The sequence below is a fragment of the Anaerotalea alkaliphila genome (assembly GCF_010179735.1).
In the GTDB taxonomy this organism is placed as follows: domain Bacteria; phylum Bacillota; class Clostridia; order Lachnospirales; family Vallitaleaceae; genus Anaerotalea; species Anaerotalea alkaliphila.
Window position 1 is genome coordinate 1 of the sequence record NZ_JAAEEH010000005.1, and the last position, 16,641, is coordinate 16,641.

Annotated in this window: 18 protein-coding genes, 4 tRNA genes and 2 rRNA genes; all 24 read left to right on the forward strand. The window is 52.3% G+C overall.

What is annotated here, in order from left to right:
- Positions 1-126: ribosomal RNA gene (locus tag GXN74_RS02815) — 23S ribosomal RNA — on the forward strand; the annotation flags it as partial.
- An 89-nt stretch (positions 127-215) separates the two neighbouring features.
- Positions 216-287 (forward strand) — tRNA-Asn (locus tag GXN74_RS02820).
- Positions 288-318: 31 nt separating this feature from the next.
- A tRNA-Glu gene (locus tag GXN74_RS02825) sits at positions 319-390 on the forward strand.
- 1 nt (position 391) lies between these two features.
- Positions 392-533: ribosomal RNA gene (rrf, locus tag GXN74_RS02830) — 5S ribosomal RNA — on the forward strand.
- A gap of 7 nt (positions 534-540) precedes the next feature.
- Positions 541-611: transfer RNA gene (locus GXN74_RS02835), tRNA-Cys, on the forward strand.
- 29 nt (positions 612-640) lie between these two features.
- Positions 641-713, forward strand: a tRNA-Met gene (locus GXN74_RS02840).
- Between the two features lie 93 nt (positions 714-806).
- Positions 807-1,904 (forward strand): AraC family transcriptional regulator, encoded by a 1,098-nt coding sequence (locus GXN74_RS02845; protein WP_162369410.1) that lies wholly within the window; start codon positions 807-809, stop codon positions 1,902-1,904.
- A gap of 294 nt (positions 1,905-2,198) precedes the next feature.
- Positions 2,199-3,098, forward strand: a complete 900-nt coding sequence (gene ttdA / locus GXN74_RS02850; protein WP_162369411.1) for a L(+)-tartrate dehydratase subunit alpha — start codon at positions 2,199-2,201, stop codon at positions 3,096-3,098.
- The gene (gene ttdB / locus GXN74_RS02855) at positions 3,095-3,709 is read left to right on the forward strand and encodes a L(+)-tartrate dehydratase subunit beta (RefSeq protein ID WP_212505685.1); all 615 of its coding nucleotides are present in this window, start codon (positions 3,095-3,097) and stop codon (positions 3,707-3,709) included. The genes ttdA and ttdB overlap by 4 nt, the downstream gene beginning before the upstream one ends.
- Positions 3,710-3,773: 64 nt before the next feature.
- The gene (locus GXN74_RS02860; protein ID WP_343032786.1) at positions 3,774-5,018 is read left to right on the forward strand and encodes an SLC13 family permease; all 1,245 of its coding nucleotides are present in this window, start codon (positions 3,774-3,776) and stop codon (positions 5,016-5,018) included.
- A 211-nt stretch (positions 5,019-5,229) separates the two neighbouring features.
- On the forward strand, positions 5,230-5,415 hold the full coding sequence (locus GXN74_RS02865) for a DUF951 domain-containing protein (protein ID WP_162369413.1): 186 nt from the start codon (positions 5,230-5,232) through the stop codon (positions 5,413-5,415).
- A 217-nt stretch (positions 5,416-5,632) separates the two neighbouring features.
- Entirely contained in the window at positions 5,633-5,920 is a 288-nt protein-coding gene (rpsF, locus tag GXN74_RS02870) for a 30S ribosomal protein S6 (RefSeq protein ID WP_162369414.1), read from the forward strand.
- 21 nt (positions 5,921-5,941) lie between these two features.
- The gene (locus tag GXN74_RS02875) at positions 5,942-6,397 is read left to right on the forward strand and encodes a single-stranded DNA-binding protein (protein WP_162369415.1); all 456 of its coding nucleotides are present in this window, start codon (positions 5,942-5,944) and stop codon (positions 6,395-6,397) included.
- Positions 6,398-6,439: 42 nt separating this feature from the next.
- Entirely contained in the window at positions 6,440-6,679 is a 240-nt protein-coding gene (gene rpsR, locus GXN74_RS02880; protein WP_162369416.1) for a 30S ribosomal protein S18, read from the forward strand.
- A 166-nt stretch (positions 6,680-6,845) separates the two neighbouring features.
- A complete protein-coding gene (locus GXN74_RS02885; RefSeq protein WP_162369417.1) occupies positions 6,846-8,894 on the forward strand; it encodes a DHH family phosphoesterase in 2,049 nt (682 codons plus the stop codon).
- Positions 8,891-9,340: a 50S ribosomal protein L9 gene (gene rplI, locus GXN74_RS02890; protein ID WP_162369418.1), complete on the forward strand. Its 450-nt coding sequence runs from the start codon at positions 8,891-8,893 to the stop codon at positions 9,338-9,340. Before GXN74_RS02885 ends, rplI begins: the two co-directional genes overlap by 4 nt.
- Before the next feature lie 46 nt (positions 9,341-9,386).
- Entirely contained in the window at positions 9,387-10,718 is a 1,332-nt protein-coding gene (gene dnaB, locus GXN74_RS02895; RefSeq protein WP_162369419.1) for a replicative DNA helicase, read from the forward strand.
- Between the two features lie 173 nt (positions 10,719-10,891).
- Positions 10,892-11,986: a CpaE/TadZ family protein gene (locus GXN74_RS02900; protein ID WP_162369420.1), complete on the forward strand. Its 1,095-nt coding sequence runs from the start codon at positions 10,892-10,894 to the stop codon at positions 11,984-11,986.
- Positions 11,974-13,185, forward strand: a complete 1,212-nt coding sequence (locus GXN74_RS02905; RefSeq protein WP_246208568.1) for a TadA family conjugal transfer-associated ATPase — start codon at positions 11,974-11,976, stop codon at positions 13,183-13,185. The genes GXN74_RS02900 and GXN74_RS02905 overlap by 13 nt, the downstream gene beginning before the upstream one ends.
- Complete coding sequence (locus GXN74_RS02910; RefSeq protein WP_162369421.1) at positions 13,175-13,897, forward strand: type II secretion system F family protein; 723 nt, start codon at positions 13,175-13,177, stop codon at positions 13,895-13,897. Before GXN74_RS02905 ends, GXN74_RS02910 begins: the two co-directional genes overlap by 11 nt.
- A 6-nt stretch (positions 13,898-13,903) precedes the next feature.
- Positions 13,904-15,313, forward strand: a complete 1,410-nt coding sequence (locus tag GXN74_RS02915; protein WP_162369422.1) for a type II secretion system F family protein — start codon at positions 13,904-13,906, stop codon at positions 15,311-15,313.
- Positions 15,314-15,332: 19 nt separating this feature from the next.
- Positions 15,333-15,497, forward strand: coding sequence for a Flp1 family type IVb pilin (locus GXN74_RS02920; protein ID WP_162369423.1), 165 nt, complete (start codon positions 15,333-15,335; stop codon positions 15,495-15,497).
- Positions 15,498-15,511: 14 nt separating this feature from the next.
- Positions 15,512-16,060, forward strand: a complete 549-nt coding sequence (locus tag GXN74_RS02925; protein ID WP_162369424.1) for a DUF6382 domain-containing protein — start codon at positions 15,512-15,514, stop codon at positions 16,058-16,060.
- Positions 16,038-16,595, forward strand: coding sequence for a hypothetical protein (locus GXN74_RS02930; RefSeq protein ID WP_162369425.1), 558 nt, complete (start codon positions 16,038-16,040; stop codon positions 16,593-16,595). The genes GXN74_RS02925 and GXN74_RS02930 overlap by 23 nt, the downstream gene beginning before the upstream one ends.
- Positions 16,596-16,641 lie beyond the last annotated feature (46 nt).

Sequence of the window (16,641 nt, forward strand, 5' to 3'; positions counted from 1 at the left end):
CTCAAGATAAGATATCCCATCCGTAAGGAGTAAGACCCCTGGAAGACTACCAGGTTGATAGGTTGGAGGTGTACGCATGGCAACATGTTCAGCTGACCAATACTAATCGGTCGAGGGCTTGACCTAGGCGACTAGGCGTCAAACCATAATTGTGTAACAGGTTTTTGGTTCTTGCAGGTCTTCATGCTGTGTGGTATAATCGTTCAGTGACATATTCCTCGATAGCTCAGCGGTAGAGCATTCGGCTGTTAACCGAAGGGTCGTAGGTTCGAATCCTACTCGGGGAGCTGGTCCTTATGGACCTTGGAATTATATTAAGGCTCATTGGTCAAGCGGTCAAGACACCGCCCTTTCACGGCGGTAACAGGGGTTCGATTCCCCTATGAGTCATTTTGGTGGCGATGCGTCCAAGGGAAACACCCGTTCCCATCCCGAACACGAATCGCAATTGCTTGCAATTGCACTCGGTTAAGCCTTGGACGGCCGATGGTACTTGGTTGGAGACGACCTGGGAGAGTAGGTGGCTGCCAATTTTCATATGGCGCCATAGCCAAGTGGTAAGGCAGAGGACTGCAACTCCTCCACCACCAGTTCAAATCTGGTTGGCGCCTTTTATCAATATCCATCGCATCAAACATAGCGCGGAGTGGAGCAGCTGGCAGCTCGTCGGGCTCATAACCCGAAGGTCACAGGTTCGAATCCTGTCTCCGCAATTCAAGAAACGGCTTAGAATATAGATTCTAGGTCTTTTTTATTATTTGTTCCAGTTGAAGAGAAGCCGTCCACAACACTTTGAGGTGGTCCTTTTGAAAGAATTCAATTATGAATACAGCAGACCAAGCAGCAATATGGCTCTGAAGCAATACATATACAGGATTGGTTCTTACCACTTCAACTGGCACAAGGAAATTGAACTGTTGCTCGTGCTGAGAGGGGAAGTGGAGGTATGTGGGAACGGTGTGAGCAGGGTCCTTGAGGCAGACGATCTGATTGTGATCAATGCGAATGTCGGCCATGCGTCACTGGCACATGAACCGGACAGCATCGCCATGGTACTGCATGTGGATCCCGTATTCCTTAAAGAGTATTATGAGAAAATCGAATTCCTGTCTTTCAACTGCTTCTCGATGGGAGACACCAGGGATACGATGGCCTTTCAATCGATTAGAGCCTCCCTTGCCGAGATGATGCTCACCGGCAACCAAGAAGAGTCGGAAAAAAGGCTGCATTTCAAGAGTGCCTTGTACAGCCTTTTGCATACAATCGTATCAAATTTCCCACCCCAAGAAATCCAAGCCGCAACCTTTGTGGCCAACCAGAAGAACTTGGATGCGATCAATGGGATGATCCGGTATATCAACAAGAACTACAGGAAGAAAATCACGCTTGAAAAGCTGGCGAACGAAAGCGGATACAACCCGAGCTATGTATCCCAACTGTTCAAAGCCCATCTGGGAATCAATTACTACGACTATCTGACAAGGATCAGGTTGAGGGAGGCTACCGTCGAATTGGGAAAATCCAATGCTTCGATCCTGGAAATCGCCTTGTCCAACGGGTTTCCGGATATAAAAGCCTTCAATACGGCTTTTAAGGAGAATTTCAGGAAATCCCCCAAAGAATATCGAAGCAGGTTGAACAGCGAGAATGCAATGGTCGATGTGAATTTCAAAAGGGAATTCATTTCGACGGAAGATGGGTATGTGAACAAGAAATTGGAGGAGTATATTTCCGTAAGGAAGGGGGACTTCTCCAGCACCGCCTGTTTGAACGAAGAGCTGCGGCGTGACCAGGCCATCCAATCCAATCGACAATTGGCGGAAATGGCATCCAAACTGAGGGAATTGGCGCAAGAGCTGGATGCCATGGTAGGTACGGAGGATGAAAGCACACAAAACAGATAGAAAACATCCCATATCAAAATAGGCATTTATAAATAATGACGGATGGAAAATATTTTAGATGCGCTTGGCAGGCAAATTGAACCAAATCAAGCGGAATGCCCTGTTCCATGTTGAACTCTTCGACTGGAAACAGGGTTTTTTTTATACGGTTTTTAGCATCCTGTTCATTTTGAACTGCTTCCTGTGTGAACCATCCCGATAAAGATATGGATTTTGGGATAGAAGCATCGAATCCTTTTTGATAAAGTGCAGTTATGGATTTGGATGCGCCAATTTTGACAAGGAGGTAAGGAAATGGAAAAGACAGAGGCTTTAGGTCTATTGACAGATCGGGTGGCGAAGTTTACGGCAATGATTGGAAAGCGCCTGCCAGACGATGTCACTGCAAAGCTCAAGGAACTGCGTGATGAAGAAAGCATGCCAATGGCGAAAATGATTTATGAAGCCATGGAGAGGAACCAGGAGCAGGCGGTCGCATTGAACAGGCCGTCTTGCCAGGACACAGGAATGATCCAGATGTTTGTTCGGGTGGGGAGCAAATTCCCCTACATCGACGCGCTGGCAGAGGTTCTCAAGGATGCTGTAGCCATCGCGACAAAGGAAGGCCCGCTCAGGCACAATGCTGTGGAAACCTTTGACGAGGTGAATACGGGAACCAATACAGGGACAAAAGCACCGTGGCTCTACTGGGACATCCTGCCGGACAGTGACAGGCTGGAGCTGGACATCTACATGGCTGGCGGCGGCTGCTCGCTGCCGGGACAAGGAAAGACCTTGATGCCTGGTGAAGGCTATGAAGGTGTTGTGAAATTTGTGCTGGACATCATGACGTCCTATGGGCTCAATGCCTGTCCACCCCTGCTGGTGGGGATTGGAATAGGGACATCCATCGACTCTGCGGCCTATATGTCGAAGGTTGCCCTGATGAGACCGGTGGGAAGCAGAAATGCAAATCCGAAAGCGGCACAGCTCGAGAAGGATTTGATTTCAGCAATCGACTCGATCGGACTTGGACCTCAAGGGCTGCAAGGGAAAAAATCGGTCATGGGTGTGCACATTGAAAATTCCGCGCGCCATCCGTCGGTCATTTCGGTGGCCGTGAATGTCGGCTGCTGGGCGCACAGAAGGGGAACGATTGTATTCAACAGTGACCTCAGCTATGAACTGATTACACACAAGGGGGTTAAATTATGAGCAAGATATTGAATACTCCGGTATCAGATGAAGACTTGAAGGACATCAGGATTGGGGATGTCATTTATCTAAATGGACATATCGTAACCTGCCGTGATGTAGCGCACCGCAGGCTCATTGAATATGGACGCGAACTTCCTGTGGATATACAAGGCGGTGCGATTTTTCATGCCGGGCCGATTGTCCGGAAAGTGGAAGGCGAGGAAAAAAAGTTTGAAATGGTTTCCATAGGTCCGACAACCAGCATGCGCATGGAAAAATTCGAAAAGGAATTCATCGAGAAAACCGGTGTCAAGGTCATTGTAGGAAAAGGCGGCATGGGTCCGAACACGGAGATGGGCTGCAGGGAGAACAAGGCGATACACTGCGTGTTTCCCGCAGGTTGCGCCGTAATCGCCGCGACCGAGGTGGAAAAGATTGAAGGAGCCTATTGGCAGGATCTGGGAATGCCTGAAACGTTGTGGGTATGCCACGTGAAGGAATTCGGCCCCCTGATTGTTTCCATTGATGCGGAGGGGAACAATCTCTTTGAACAGAACAAGGTGCTGTTCAACAAACGCAAGGACGAAGCCCTTGAGGAGCTGTACACCAAGGTGAAATTCATAAAATAGGCAGCTGCAGTTACGTATAAAATTCAAAGGAGGAATTCAATTGAGTCCTACATCCATAACCTTATTGCTTCTTCTTTTCGCAATCGTCATGTTCGCATGGGAGAAGGTTCCCTTGTCGGTCACTTCGATGATTGTCTGCATTTCCTTGATCCTTTTCAAGGTACTGGAACCTGCGGAGGCATTCGCAGGATTCGTAAACAACAATGTCATCCTTTTTGTCGCCATGTTCATTGTGGGCGGAGCTCTGTTTGAAACAGGAATGGCCAACAGGGTTGGCGGTGTCATCACCAAATTCGCAAAAACGGAGCGGCAGCTGATCGTTTCCATCATGGTAATCGTGGGATTGATGTCTGGGATCCTTTCGAACACAGGAACCGCAGCGGTACTGATTCCTGTTGTCATCGGCATCGCCGCAAAGTCGGGTTTTGCCAGATCGAAGCTCCTGATGCCATTGGTTTTCGCTGCGGCCATGGGAGGAAACCTGTCCCTGATTGGAGCCCCCGGAAACCTGATTGCCCAATCCGCATTGCAGGAAATGGGCATGGGGTTCGGTTTTTTCGAATATGCCAAAGTTGGTTTGCCGATACTGGTCGTCGGCATCATCTATTTCGCGTTCATTGGCTATAAGTTCCTGCCAGATACAAAAGGGGATGCGGACAGTGTGTTCAATGAGGTCATCGACTACAGCCATGTTCCGGAATGGAAAAAGAAGCTCTCCCTGGTGATTCTGGTCGTTACGATCCTTGCCATGATTTTTGAAAAACAAATCGGAGTCCAACTGCATGTAATAGGCAGCGTCGGCGCAATTCTTCTGGTGTTGACAGGTGTCATATCGGAGAAGGAAGCGTACAAGGCGATCGACCTGAAAGTGATCTTCCTGTTCGGAGGAACCCTGGCGTTGGCAAAAGCACTGGAAAAGACAGGTGCAGGAGCTTCCATAGCAGAAGCGGCCATGAACGCCCTAGGTGATAATGCGAGCCCGTTCGTACTGCTCTTCGCCATTTTCATGATTTCTGCGGTGCTAACAAATTTCATGTCGAATACGGCGACGACAGCACTTCTGGTTCCAATCAGCGTATCGATCGCCGCCGGCTTGGGTGCCGACCCGCGGGCCGTGCTGATGGCTACGGTCATTGGGGGATCCTTGGCCTATGCGACACCGATTGGAATGCCGGCCAACACGATGGTCCTTAGCGCTGGCGGCTACAGGTTCAGGGATTATGTCAAGGCAGGGCTGCCGCTGATTGTTGTCGCAACAATTGTGAGCATGATCCTGTTGCCGATTCTGTTTCCGTTTTTCCCCTCTTAGATGTTTTCGATATGCAAGTCCTATGGATAAGAACGGGGTTGCCGCAAGAATGCGGCAACCCCGTTCTTATTGCGCTTGGTGAGGGGGAGCGAGGATTCCAAAAAAAATTTAAAAAATCGTGCCGCCGGCATACCAAAAAGGAATCCCGATGTGTTATCCTAATAAAGGAATGGAAAATGGAAACGGGTACAGGCAATAAAGGAGCGACTGTATGGAAATCGGAGTGGGTGACCGCTTAAGGCTAAAGAAACAGCATCCGTGTGGTTCCTATGAATGGGAAGTTCTCAGGACAGGCATCGATTTCCGGCTTCGCTGCATGGGATGCGGGCATTTGGTCATGATCCCAAGAACGAAGCTGGAAAAGAACATCCGGGGAATCCAGGCTAAGGAACAGTAGGAAATGGGAGTGAAAGACAACCGGCAATGAGGAGGGTTCCTGCGGAAAACTTGAAAGAATCAGAAAAACACGCTTTTGCTTGCATCAGCATCCGGTCTGTGGTATAATCTGTAATTGTGTTATATCCTTGCTCTCGACAGCTGGATAGCCGTTGTGGAAACACAGGGCTTAGTCCGGTAGAGATTGAGGGCCATCAGACCAAAAGGAGGTGCAAGTAATGAACAAATACGAATTGTCTTTGATCATCAACGGCAAAGTTGATGAAGAAGCCAAATTAGCCAACTTGGAAAAAGTGAAAGGCTATATTGAGAGATTCGGTGGTACGATTGTCAATGTGGACGATTGGGGAAAGAGAAGACTGGCTTATGAAATCGCCAAAGTCCGTGAAGGATTTTTCTATTTCATCCAGTTCGAATCGGAGCCTACAGCCCCCATTGAAATCGAAAAACGTGTTCGTATCATGGAAAACGTATTGCGTTATCTGATCATCAAGGAAGAAGCATAGGCGCCCCATAGGAGGACTTTTATGAATAAAGTTATTTTAATGGGAAGACTTACGCGTGATCCAGAAGTTCGATATTCGCAAGGGGCAACTCCCTTGGCCATCGCCCGCTACGGGTTGGCGGTCAACAGGAGGTTCAAGCGTGATGGAGAACCGGATGCGGACTTTTTGAACATCGTTGCCTTCGGAAAAGCAGGTGAATTTGCCGAGAAGTACTTCAAAAAGGGACAGCAGGTTCTGGTCGTCGGAAGACTTCAGACAGGCAGCTACACCGATAATGAGGGCAATAAGAAGTATACCACGGAAATCATTGTGGAAGAGCAGGAATTTGCCGAGAGCAAAAGAAGCTTTGAAGAACGAGTCGGAGGACAAGGGGACTACCAGCAGCCATCCGCGCCGACACCCAAGCCAGCAGGCAAGGGTGGGGGAGAAGGATTTGTGCCGGTGGACGAAGACTTTGACGACGATATCCCGTTCTAACCACCCGATAGGGGCCATCATTTGACAAAGGAGGTTAGTCGCATGGCATTTCAAAAGAGAAGACCAATCAGAAAAAGAAGACGTGTTTGCGCTTTCTGTGAAGAGAAAAGCAACAACGTAGTGAACTATAAAGACACGAACAAGCTGAAGAGATTCATTTCTGAAAGAGGAAAAATCCTTCCCAGGAGAATCACAGGAACTTGTGCAAAGCATCAAAGAACATTGACGATTGCAATCAAAAGAGCAAGGCACGTTGCACTTTTGCCTTACGTAATCGAGTAGAAGAAAGAGCCCTGGGTTTCCAGGGCTCTTTTCTTTTCAAACGGTAATGGCCCTCAATGAGCCGCTGTCGAATCCGGCCGACGCGAAAAACTTTTCATTCAATCCAGATGATGGTATAATAAGGATGGTTTTGCGAAAAGCCTCAGGTAAATTGAAGGGAGATTTCATGAACAAAGCGGGCAGAAAACTGGACATCAAGCTGGTCAAGTACTTGTATTGGCCATTCATCTATATCTTGTTTTTTGTGGTGATGACTTGGATTGCACTATTGGTCAACCATAAGATGGGATATCTGTTTCTAGGAATCCTGGTATTCAGCATCCTGCTTTTCGGGGTGGTCCTCCGTGTGGAAAAGACGAAGATGATGCGGGAAGTGGTGAATTTCGCCATCGATTTCAGCAGCATACAGAAGGATTTCCTGAAATATTTCGACCTTCCCATCATCATCCTGGATTATGACGGAAAGGTCCGTTGGAGCAACAGGGCATTCGACTGGATGGTGTCTGAAAAGAAAATACTGGACCGATGCATCAAAGACCTGATTCCGGAGTTCGACATCAAGACATTGCCGTTGGAGCACAACCTGATTGAAAAGGAGTTCACCTACAAGGACTTGATCCTGCGGGCGGTGGTGACCAAATATTCCTTTGAGGACCAGCCGGACCAGGCCTTGGGCCTTCTGGAGTATGTTGAAGAGCAAAGGTTCTATTCCGTCTTTTTCTTCGACATAACCAGGGAGCTGACCCTGCAGAGGGAAAACGAGGACCAAAAGGTTGTGGCAGGACTGTTGTACATCGACAATTACGATGAGGTGATCAACAGCATCGAGGACGTCCGCAGACCGCTGCTGATTGCCCTGATCGACCGGCATGTGAACAAGTTCGGGAACCAGATGGACGCAATCATCAAGAAGTTCGAGAAGGACAAATACCTGCTGCTCTTCAAGAAGAAATATGTGGCACAATTGAAGGAGAGCAAGTTTTCCATCTTGGATGAAATAAGGGAAATCAACTTGGGAAACGAACTTCCGGTCACAGCCAGCATCGGATTGGGTCTGAATGAGGATACATACCAGACCGCCCTGGAATATGCGCAGATGTCCATCGACCTGGCGCTGGGCAGAGGGGGAGACCAAGCGGTCATCAAGAAGAAGGACAAGTTCTCCTTTTACGGCGGGAAGAGCAAGGCGGTGGAAAAAAGCACACGGGTCAAGGCCAGGATAAAGGCCTACGCCTTCAGGGAGTTGCTGGAGGAGTGCTCGAATGTGATCGTCATGGGCCACAAGTTCCAGGACCTGGATTCCCTTGGGGCTGCCATCGGTGTCTATGCCTGCGCAAAGCAGTTGGACAAGACGGCCCATATCGTGATCAACGACATCACGTCCGCCACCCGTCTCTTGTACGACAGGGTGGTGCAGAGCGAACATTATCCGGAGGATCTCTTTTTGAACAGCAGCCAGGTGGCCGGCTATATCGATGAGAGCACCCTGGTGGTGGTTGTGGATGTTAACAGGCCGAGTTACATGGAGTTCCCTGCTGTACTGGACATGACGAAGAATGTTGTCGTATTCGACCATCACAGGGTAAGTGCGGATTATATCGAGAATCCCGTGCTCAGCTACATCGAATCCTATGCATCGTCTACATGTGAAATGATCACGGAAATTTTGCGCTACATTTCCGAAAAGGTCAAGTTGGATCCCATCGAAGCGGATGCCCTTTTTGCGGGGATTTCCGTCGACACCAAAAATTTCGTTGTGAAGACAGGGGTCAAAACTTTTGAAGCGGCGGCTTTCCTGCGCAGGAATGGCGCCGATGTGATCCGGGTGAGAAAGCTCTTCAAGAACGATATGGAGTCCTATAAGGCGAAGGCGACGGCGGTCAAGGATTCGATCGTATACAAGGATGTGGTCGCCCTGGCCGTATGCCCCTCCAATGTTGCCAACGCAACCTTGGTTGCGGCCCAAGCGGCGGACGAGCTCTTGGGGATTTCGGGAATCAAAGCGTCTTTCGTGCTCTCCGACATCAACGGAACCGTCTACATCAGCGCCCGGTCGCTGGACGACATCAACGTACAGTTCCTGATGGAGAAGCTGGGGGGAGGAGGCCATTTGAGCGTGGCTGGGGCCCAATTGCCAAACACCACCATAGAAGAGGGGTTGCGGCTCTTGAAAATGACAATAGACGAACACATACAGGAAGGTGAGAAGGAATGAAAATCGTATTGCTGCAGGACGTGAAGAATGTAGGTAAAAAAGGAGATGTCGTAGAGGTGAGCGAAGGCTACGCCCGCAATTTCCTGATCGCAAAAAAATATGGGATTGAGGCGACCAGCAAGACGCTGAACGACATCAAGCTCAAGAACGCGGCGGAAGAGCGGAGGCAGCAGGAAATCCTTGAGGAAGCCAAGGCGTTGGCGGAGACGTTGAAGGAAGCCTCCATCACCATCAGGATCAAGGCAGGCGAGGGAGGAAGGATCTTCGGCTCCGTATCCACAAAGGAAATCATCAAGGAAATCGAAGAACAGCTGCAATTGAAAATCGACAAGAAGAAACTTCTGCTCGGTGAACCGATCAAGGCGCTGGGAACAACCATGGTACCCGTCAAACTGCATCCCAAGGTAACCGCGGAACTGGCTGTCAAAGTGGTGGAAGAAGAATAGGCTGCGCATGGCATGCCGCATCGGCTGCCATCCTGCAATGGAGTGAATGGACGTGGAGGAAGTTGTAAAAAGGGTGCCCCCCCATAGTTTGGAGGCGGAACAATCGGTCATAGGCTCTATGATCATGGATCGGGAAGCGATCGCCATCGCGCTGGAACATCTGGAGCCAGGGGATTTCTACCAGCCCGACCTGCAGGTGGTTTTTGAGAGGATCACAGACCTCTACAACAGCAACAAGCCGGTGGACCTGGTGACCTTGAAGGCCGTCTTGGAGGATCATGGCGTTCTGGAGCAGCTGGGAGGAATCGAGTACCTGTCCAAGCTGGCGATGGCGGTGCCCACGTCGGCCCATATCAAGAACTATGCCACAATCGTAAAGGAAAAGGCGGTTTTCCGCAAACTGATCCGGACCGGACAGGACATCGCGGCGGAGGGGTACGACGGAAGGAACAAGCTGGAAGACATCCTGAACAGTGCGGAGGAAAGGATTTTCAACATCATCCAAAACCGCAAGACGGAGGAGTTCGCCAGCGTCAAGCAACTGATCAATCCTACATTGGACAAGATTGTGGCTGCCCACAAGAGCACGGGAAACATAACCGGCATCTCTTCCGGATTCCTGGATCTGGACTACAAGACAGCGGGGCTGCAACCGGCAGACCTGGTCCTGATTGCAGCCAGGCCCTCCATGGGAAAGACTGCCTTCGCCTTGAATGTGGCCCAGCACGCGGCAATCAAGGAAGGGAAATCCACAGCCATTTTCAGCTTGGAAATGTCCAAAGAGCAGCTTGTCAATAGGATGATCTGCTCGGAAGCCATGGTGGACGCGCAGAAGGTGCGGACGGGAAATCTGGAGGACGAGGAGTGGACCAAGCTGCTCCGGGGGGCGGCGATTCTGGGGGAATCGCCCATCTTCATCGACGACACCCCGGGAATCACCGTGGGAGAGATGAAAGCCAAGTGCCGGAAGCTGAAGCTAGAAAAAGGGTTGGACCTGGTGCTGATCGACTATCTCCAGTTGATGAGCGGAAGTGGAAGAAGCGACTCCAGACAACAGGAAATCTCGGAGATTTCCAGATCCCTGAAGAGTCTGGCCAGGGAAGTTGGCGCTCCGGTCATCGCCTTGTCCCAGCTTAGCCGTGCGTGCGAAGCGAGGGCTGACCACCGGCCCATGCTGTCCGACCTCCGGGAATCCGGCGCCATCGAGCAGGATGCGGACGTGGTCATGTTCCTGTACAGGGACGAATACTACAACCCGGATACGGATGCCAAGAACCAGGCGGAGCTGATCATAGCGAAACAGCGGAACGGCCCTACGGGGACGGTGGACCTGGTCTGGATGGGACAGTTCACAAAATTTGGAAATTTGGAAAAATAGAAGGACGGCTGCCGCAGGCAGCCGTCCTTTTTGGATGGAATGGGTAGGACGTACTATAGGCAGAGGCGTGCGCACGCCCTATAATGATGGGTACAGGGATGCGGCTCCAACCCATTCCATCCCATTCCATTCCAGCATAAGAACAAGTCGGGCAACACAGGAGGAGGGGTCTTTTGTCCAAAAGGAACATAGCCATTTTAAGTGAAGACACACCCTATATCCAGGCGTTCACCACCTACCTGGTCTTTTCGAAAAAGAACAATTTCCAAATCTTCAATTTCCACCATATCCAGGAAGTGAAAGAGGCTTACAGGCTGCAGCCGCTGGACCTTCTGCTGCTCGCGGAGGAGTACCTGGAGTTGGAACTGGATTTTGACCCGGCGTTGCCGGTCGTTGTAATGACGGAAGCGTTGAGCAAGGTGCCGGAGGAACGGTACAAGAGGATGATGCGGTACCAGCGCATGGATGCCATGGAGGAGGCGATCGGAAGGTTGGCCGCGAGCCAGGGGAATCGGGTTCCGGTGCCTGCCTTCAACCGATTTGAAAGGATCATCGGCATCTACAGCCCCATGGGAGGAGGAGGGAAAACCACCGTGGGGGTCGGGTTGTCCCTGGCATTGGCGGAAATCGCAGCCAAGGTCCTCTACATGCCTTTGGAGGGGCTTTATACCTTCCGGGACATCGGGAATTTGCCCTGCAGCAACGGGAACCTGTCGGAAATGATCTACCATTTCCACAAGATCAGAAAAATCCCATCCGTCCAGTGGACACTGCCTGTGGAAAAGGGGGCGGAAGGATACCTGCATTATTTCAGACCTGTGGACGCTTCGGGGGATTTGGACCATCTGGATGGGAAACTGCTGCAATCGGCGATCCGACACCTGATGGACCATACCGGATACCAGTTCGTTGTATTGGATCTTGGAAATGCCATGACACCTTTCCAGCGGGATGCAATGGAAGGATGCGATGAGATTTGGTGCATCGTCGCAGGAGGGATCCGTGGGCATCAGAAACAGGAGGCCTGGAAACGGGACCTGGCGGCCCAGCAGCTGGACCATTGGCTGGAGAAGACGGTTCCTGTGGTGAACCAGGTGAATCCGGGGATGGAGGAGATGGAAATGCAGGGGGAAGGCCGGCATGGCATTCCCTGGGTGCCAGAGGCGTCCAAAGTACAGAACGGGGTATTGGGAATAGAAATGGGCGGACAATTCGGAGAGGCCGTGCGCCGGATCGCCCAGGAGAGGATGGATGCATGGAAGGGATGAAGAAGAGTCCGGCATGGGAACAGGTGCAGGCCATGGTGTACGAATCGCTGAACCGGCAAAGGGGGACTCCCCCGGACGATACCCATGTGGCCGGGTTGATTGACGCCTCCATCCAGGAATGGAGGGGGACGGAGCCAGTGACGTTGGACGAGAGGATCGGCATCTTTTCCGGAATATTCAACAGCCTGCGCCGGCTTGACCTGCTCCAGCCGCTGCTGGACGATGATGCCGTGACGGAAATCATGGTGAACGGGCCTTCCGAAATCTTTGTGGAGAAGGACGGGCGCATGTACCGGGAAGAGGTGGAGTTCGACAACAAGGAGAAGCTGGAAGACCTGATCCAGCGGATCGTGTCCCGGGTGAACCGGGTGGTGAATGAAAAGAATCCGATCTGTGATGCCCGATTGGAGGACGGTTCCCGGGTGAACATCGTACTGCCGCCGGCGGCATTGGATGGCCCGGTGGTGACCATCAGGAAGTTCCCGGACAATCCCCTTACGATGGAAAGGCTGGTGGAAAAGGGGACTTTGGAGAGGGATGCAGCGGTTTTTCTGGAAAGGATGGTGAAGGCAAAGTACAACATCTTCATTTCCGGTGGTACAGGAACCGGAAAAACGACATTTCTGAACGTGTTGTCCAACTTCATCCCTTCGGATGAACGGATCATCACCATCGAGGATTCGGCAGAACTGCAGATCAGGCAAATCAGAAACCTGGTCCGTCTGGAAACGAGGAATGAAAACCTGACCGGTACCGGGGGAATCACCATCCGGGATCTGATCAAGACCTCGTTGCGGATGCGTCCCGACAGGATTGTGGTGGGGGAAGTCCGGGGCGAGGAGGCTCTGGACATGCTTCAGGCCATGAATACCGGACACGACGGGTCCCTATCCACGGGACACGCCAACAGCGCAAGGGACATGCTGAACCGCTTGGAAACCATGATTCTGGCGGCTGCCCGGATGTCTTCCACGGCCATACGCCAGCAGATCGTATCCGGCATAGACCTGGTTGTCCATCTGGAACGCATGGGGGACCACAGCAGGAAGGTGATGGAAATAGTGGAGGTGGTGGACCTGCGGGAGGATCGGATCCAGCTCCACCCCTTGTACCTCTACCGGGAAGGAAAGTTGACCAGGACGGATGAACCGATGTGCCGGACAAGGAAGCTGGAGAAGGCGGGATTGCATGAAGGATAAGGAAACAAGAAGCTGGGTGTTCAGGGCGCTGGGCATCTTGGGGATGATCCTGTTGGGCCTGGTTTTTTTCAACAACCTGTTTGTGGCCCTGGCGGTGGGATCGACCGGAATCTTCTGGATGGGAACGATGGAAGCCCTGTACCAGGAGCGTGCGGCCTATGCGTTGAAACTCCAGTTCAAGGATGCGCTTTACAGTGTTTCCGCATCCCTAGGTGTTGGAAAATCGGTGGAAAACGCCTTCCGTTCGGCAGTCAGCGACCTGCAGGTCATCTACCCCCCGGGCAGCAGGATCGTGCAGGTGTTCCAGGAGTTTGAAAACCAGATTGCGGTGAACAGGAATTTGGAGGAGATCCTTCTGGAGTTCTCGGGTGAAGCGGACATTGAAGAGATCCGCCAATTCGCAGAGGTGTTTGTGATCGCAAACAGGACGGGCGGGGACCTGACCCAAGTCATCCAGTACACGGCCCTGCGGATGCATGAGCGGATGGAGCTGGAAAAGGAGATTGAAATCATCACAACGGAAAAAAGGTATGAGTTGATGCTCCTGATGCTTCTGCTTCCTCTGATCATACTATATCTGAAGGGGATTTCCCCCTCCTTCACCCAGGTGATGTACCATACCGGCCTTGGGAGGGCGGTGATGCTGCTCGGTCTTGGACTTTATGTTGCGGTATTTTTCATCGGCAGGAAAATAATAAGAATCGAGGTGTGACAGAAAATGAAGTGGCGTTGGCTGGATGGCACCACGGCGGTAGGGGAAAGGATCCTTTGCAGGATGCCTTGGAAGGACAGGCTGACGGGCAGCCCCATCATGAAAGACATGGTGCAGAGCGCCTATGGGGAGGACGGATGGGAGGAGAATCTCCACAGGTATCTGGCGGAAGTGCTGGGGCTGGGGGTGGCGGGTGCCGGATTGGCCATATGCCTGGTCGTGTGCCTGCAGGTAGCGGCATGGACCGGAGGACAAGGGGAATTGCAGGAGGGGCAGCTGGTAAAGGGAAGCTTGTCCGAAGGCACCCGGTTCCTGGAGCTGGAGTATGAAACCGAATGGGAGGGGATGACCATCGAGGACCGGCTCCAGCTGGAGTTGGAGCCGCATGTGGATTCCGAGGCCATGCTGCGCGCTTATCTGCTGGAAGTGGCGGAGGGGCTGGGGGATGGGTTGCCGGGGGGGGACGAAAGCCTGGAGGGGATCACAGGGGACCTGTCCCTTCCGTCCAGGGATGCCACCGGCAGGATTGGAATCCGGTGGGAAAGCGGGCGCCAGGACTTGCTTACCAACCGGGGCGAGGTTCTGAAGTCCCAAACCATTTCCAAAGGGACGGAAGTAGGCCTGACGGCCATCCTGATGGCTGAATACAATGGCCAAAGGATTCAGGAGGAGAAGGCCTGGAAGCTGGTGTTCGGTGAAATCAGGAGAAGCCCGGAGGAGTACAGGAAATGGATCTCCAAAGAGCTGCGGGATTTCATGGAGCAGGAAAACACGCTTTCCACCGGGAGGACCGTCCTCCTTCCGGAGGCGGTCCTAGGAGAGGCCGCAGCCATTTCCTATGGGAATGGAGGGTCGAAGGCCCTGGCCGAATTGGGAAACAACCTGTTGGGGGCAATCTTCTTCGGGATTGCGGTGGCCCTGGTGAAGAGCCAGGAGTTGAAGACGGTCTCCCGGAAGCGAAAGGCAGCAATGGGGAAAAGGTTTCCGGAACTGTTGCGGAGCCTGACCCTGCTCATCAATGCGGGCATGACGGTGCGCCAGGCACTGGACAAGGTCTGTCGGCAGGGAGGGGAAGCCACCCGGGAGAATCCCTTCGTTTCTGAATTGCGGCTGGCCTTGGAGGAGTGGCAGATGGGGAAAACGGAGAAGGAGCTTTTCGAAGCCTTGGGCAGACGATGCCAGACGAAGGAAGTCCAGCGGTTTGCGGGCATCCTGCTCCAGGGAATGCAAAAAGGGAACGGGAACATGGTGGAGCAATTGGATTCGTTGGCCAGGGATGCGTGGAACGACAAGATAGGAATGGCTAGGAAAGAAGGGGAAAAGGCCAGCAGCAAACTGGTGCTTCCCATGGGAATCCTGCTTTGTGCCATCATCCTGATTGTCATGACCCCCACCTTCGCCTCGATTGGGTTTTGATGGGATGAGGAGGAGCGGAATGCGGTTGATCAAGTGTTTGCGGAATGAAGAGGGTATGGGTGTGATTGAAATAGCGTTGATCATCGTGGTGTTGATCGGACTTGCTTTTCTGTTCAAGGAACATATCAATCAGCTGCTGGCCTCCATTTTAGGCCAGATGCGTGTGGACCAATTCAATTTCTAGGAGGAGGGTTGCGGATGGGCATTGAAATGGGTATCAGCAGGATGGAGGAGAAGGCCTGTCTCCTGGTGCATGTGGAACAGGAAGCCGTGGTGTGGCACAAGCTGGAGATGCTGAAGCACAACAGGATTCCAGGCTTGCTGGGCGTCAAAACACTTGTGGAGAACGGACGGTATCGGTTGTTCTATGACATCGAAGGCACGGGCAGCCTTCGGGACCGCTATGAAAAGAAACGGATCACCTTGCAGGAACTGCAGAAGCTTTTTCAATGCCTGCAGAACGCAAAGGAAGAAGCATCCCACCATTTGCTTCCCTTTCAGGGGTTCCATCTGTCCCCGGAGCTGATCTTCATCGATGGAATGTCCAGCAAGCCGTATAGATTCCTGTATGTCCCCATCCAGTCGGAAGAAGGGGGAGACCGGTGCATGGGATTCAAGGAACTGTCCAATTTTTTGATCACCAAGGCGGAAATGGAAGATGAGGGGATTGTATCCTTCCTGCACAGGATGGCTCTGATGCAGGAGGAAGGGCTGGAGGTGTTTTTTGAAAATCTGGCACAGGGCTGAATCCTGTTGGATGCTGCTGTTCATGGCATTCCTGGTTCTGATTGCCGGCGGCCAGCGCTTGGCATGGGAACAGGCGGGAGCGGAAACCCTGGGACTTACGGAGGCGTGGCTGGAGGAAGGGATGGAAACCTACGTGGGCGGCCTGGAAGGAATGGGCATGGAACTGGCCCGCCTGGAGGTCGTTCTGGATGGGAGGAAGGGCATGATGCATCTGGAGGTTTCCGTACCTTACGGTTCCAGCCTCCTGTCCTATGAGGTTCCCCTGGTTCCGCAGGAAATGCAAGGCCTGCAGGCGCGGATAGGTTACGGAACCGTTGTGGTCCATCCGGTCAAGGGTGGATTCTCCTATCGCATGGAAGGGGACCGGCTGCAGGACCTGTGGCGGGATGCGGGGATCCCGCCAGGAACCTTTCTTCCGGAAGGTCCCTGGGCGCTGGAGATTGTGGTGGACAGGAAGGGGATTCCGGTCTCCCTGCTGCTGGCCCTGGCTTCAGGGGAGGAGGAGATGCGCGTCACGCTAGGCAGGCAGGGTTGAGCGATTCCAATCTTGCGTTCACGGCAAACTTCCGGTATAGTGAAGA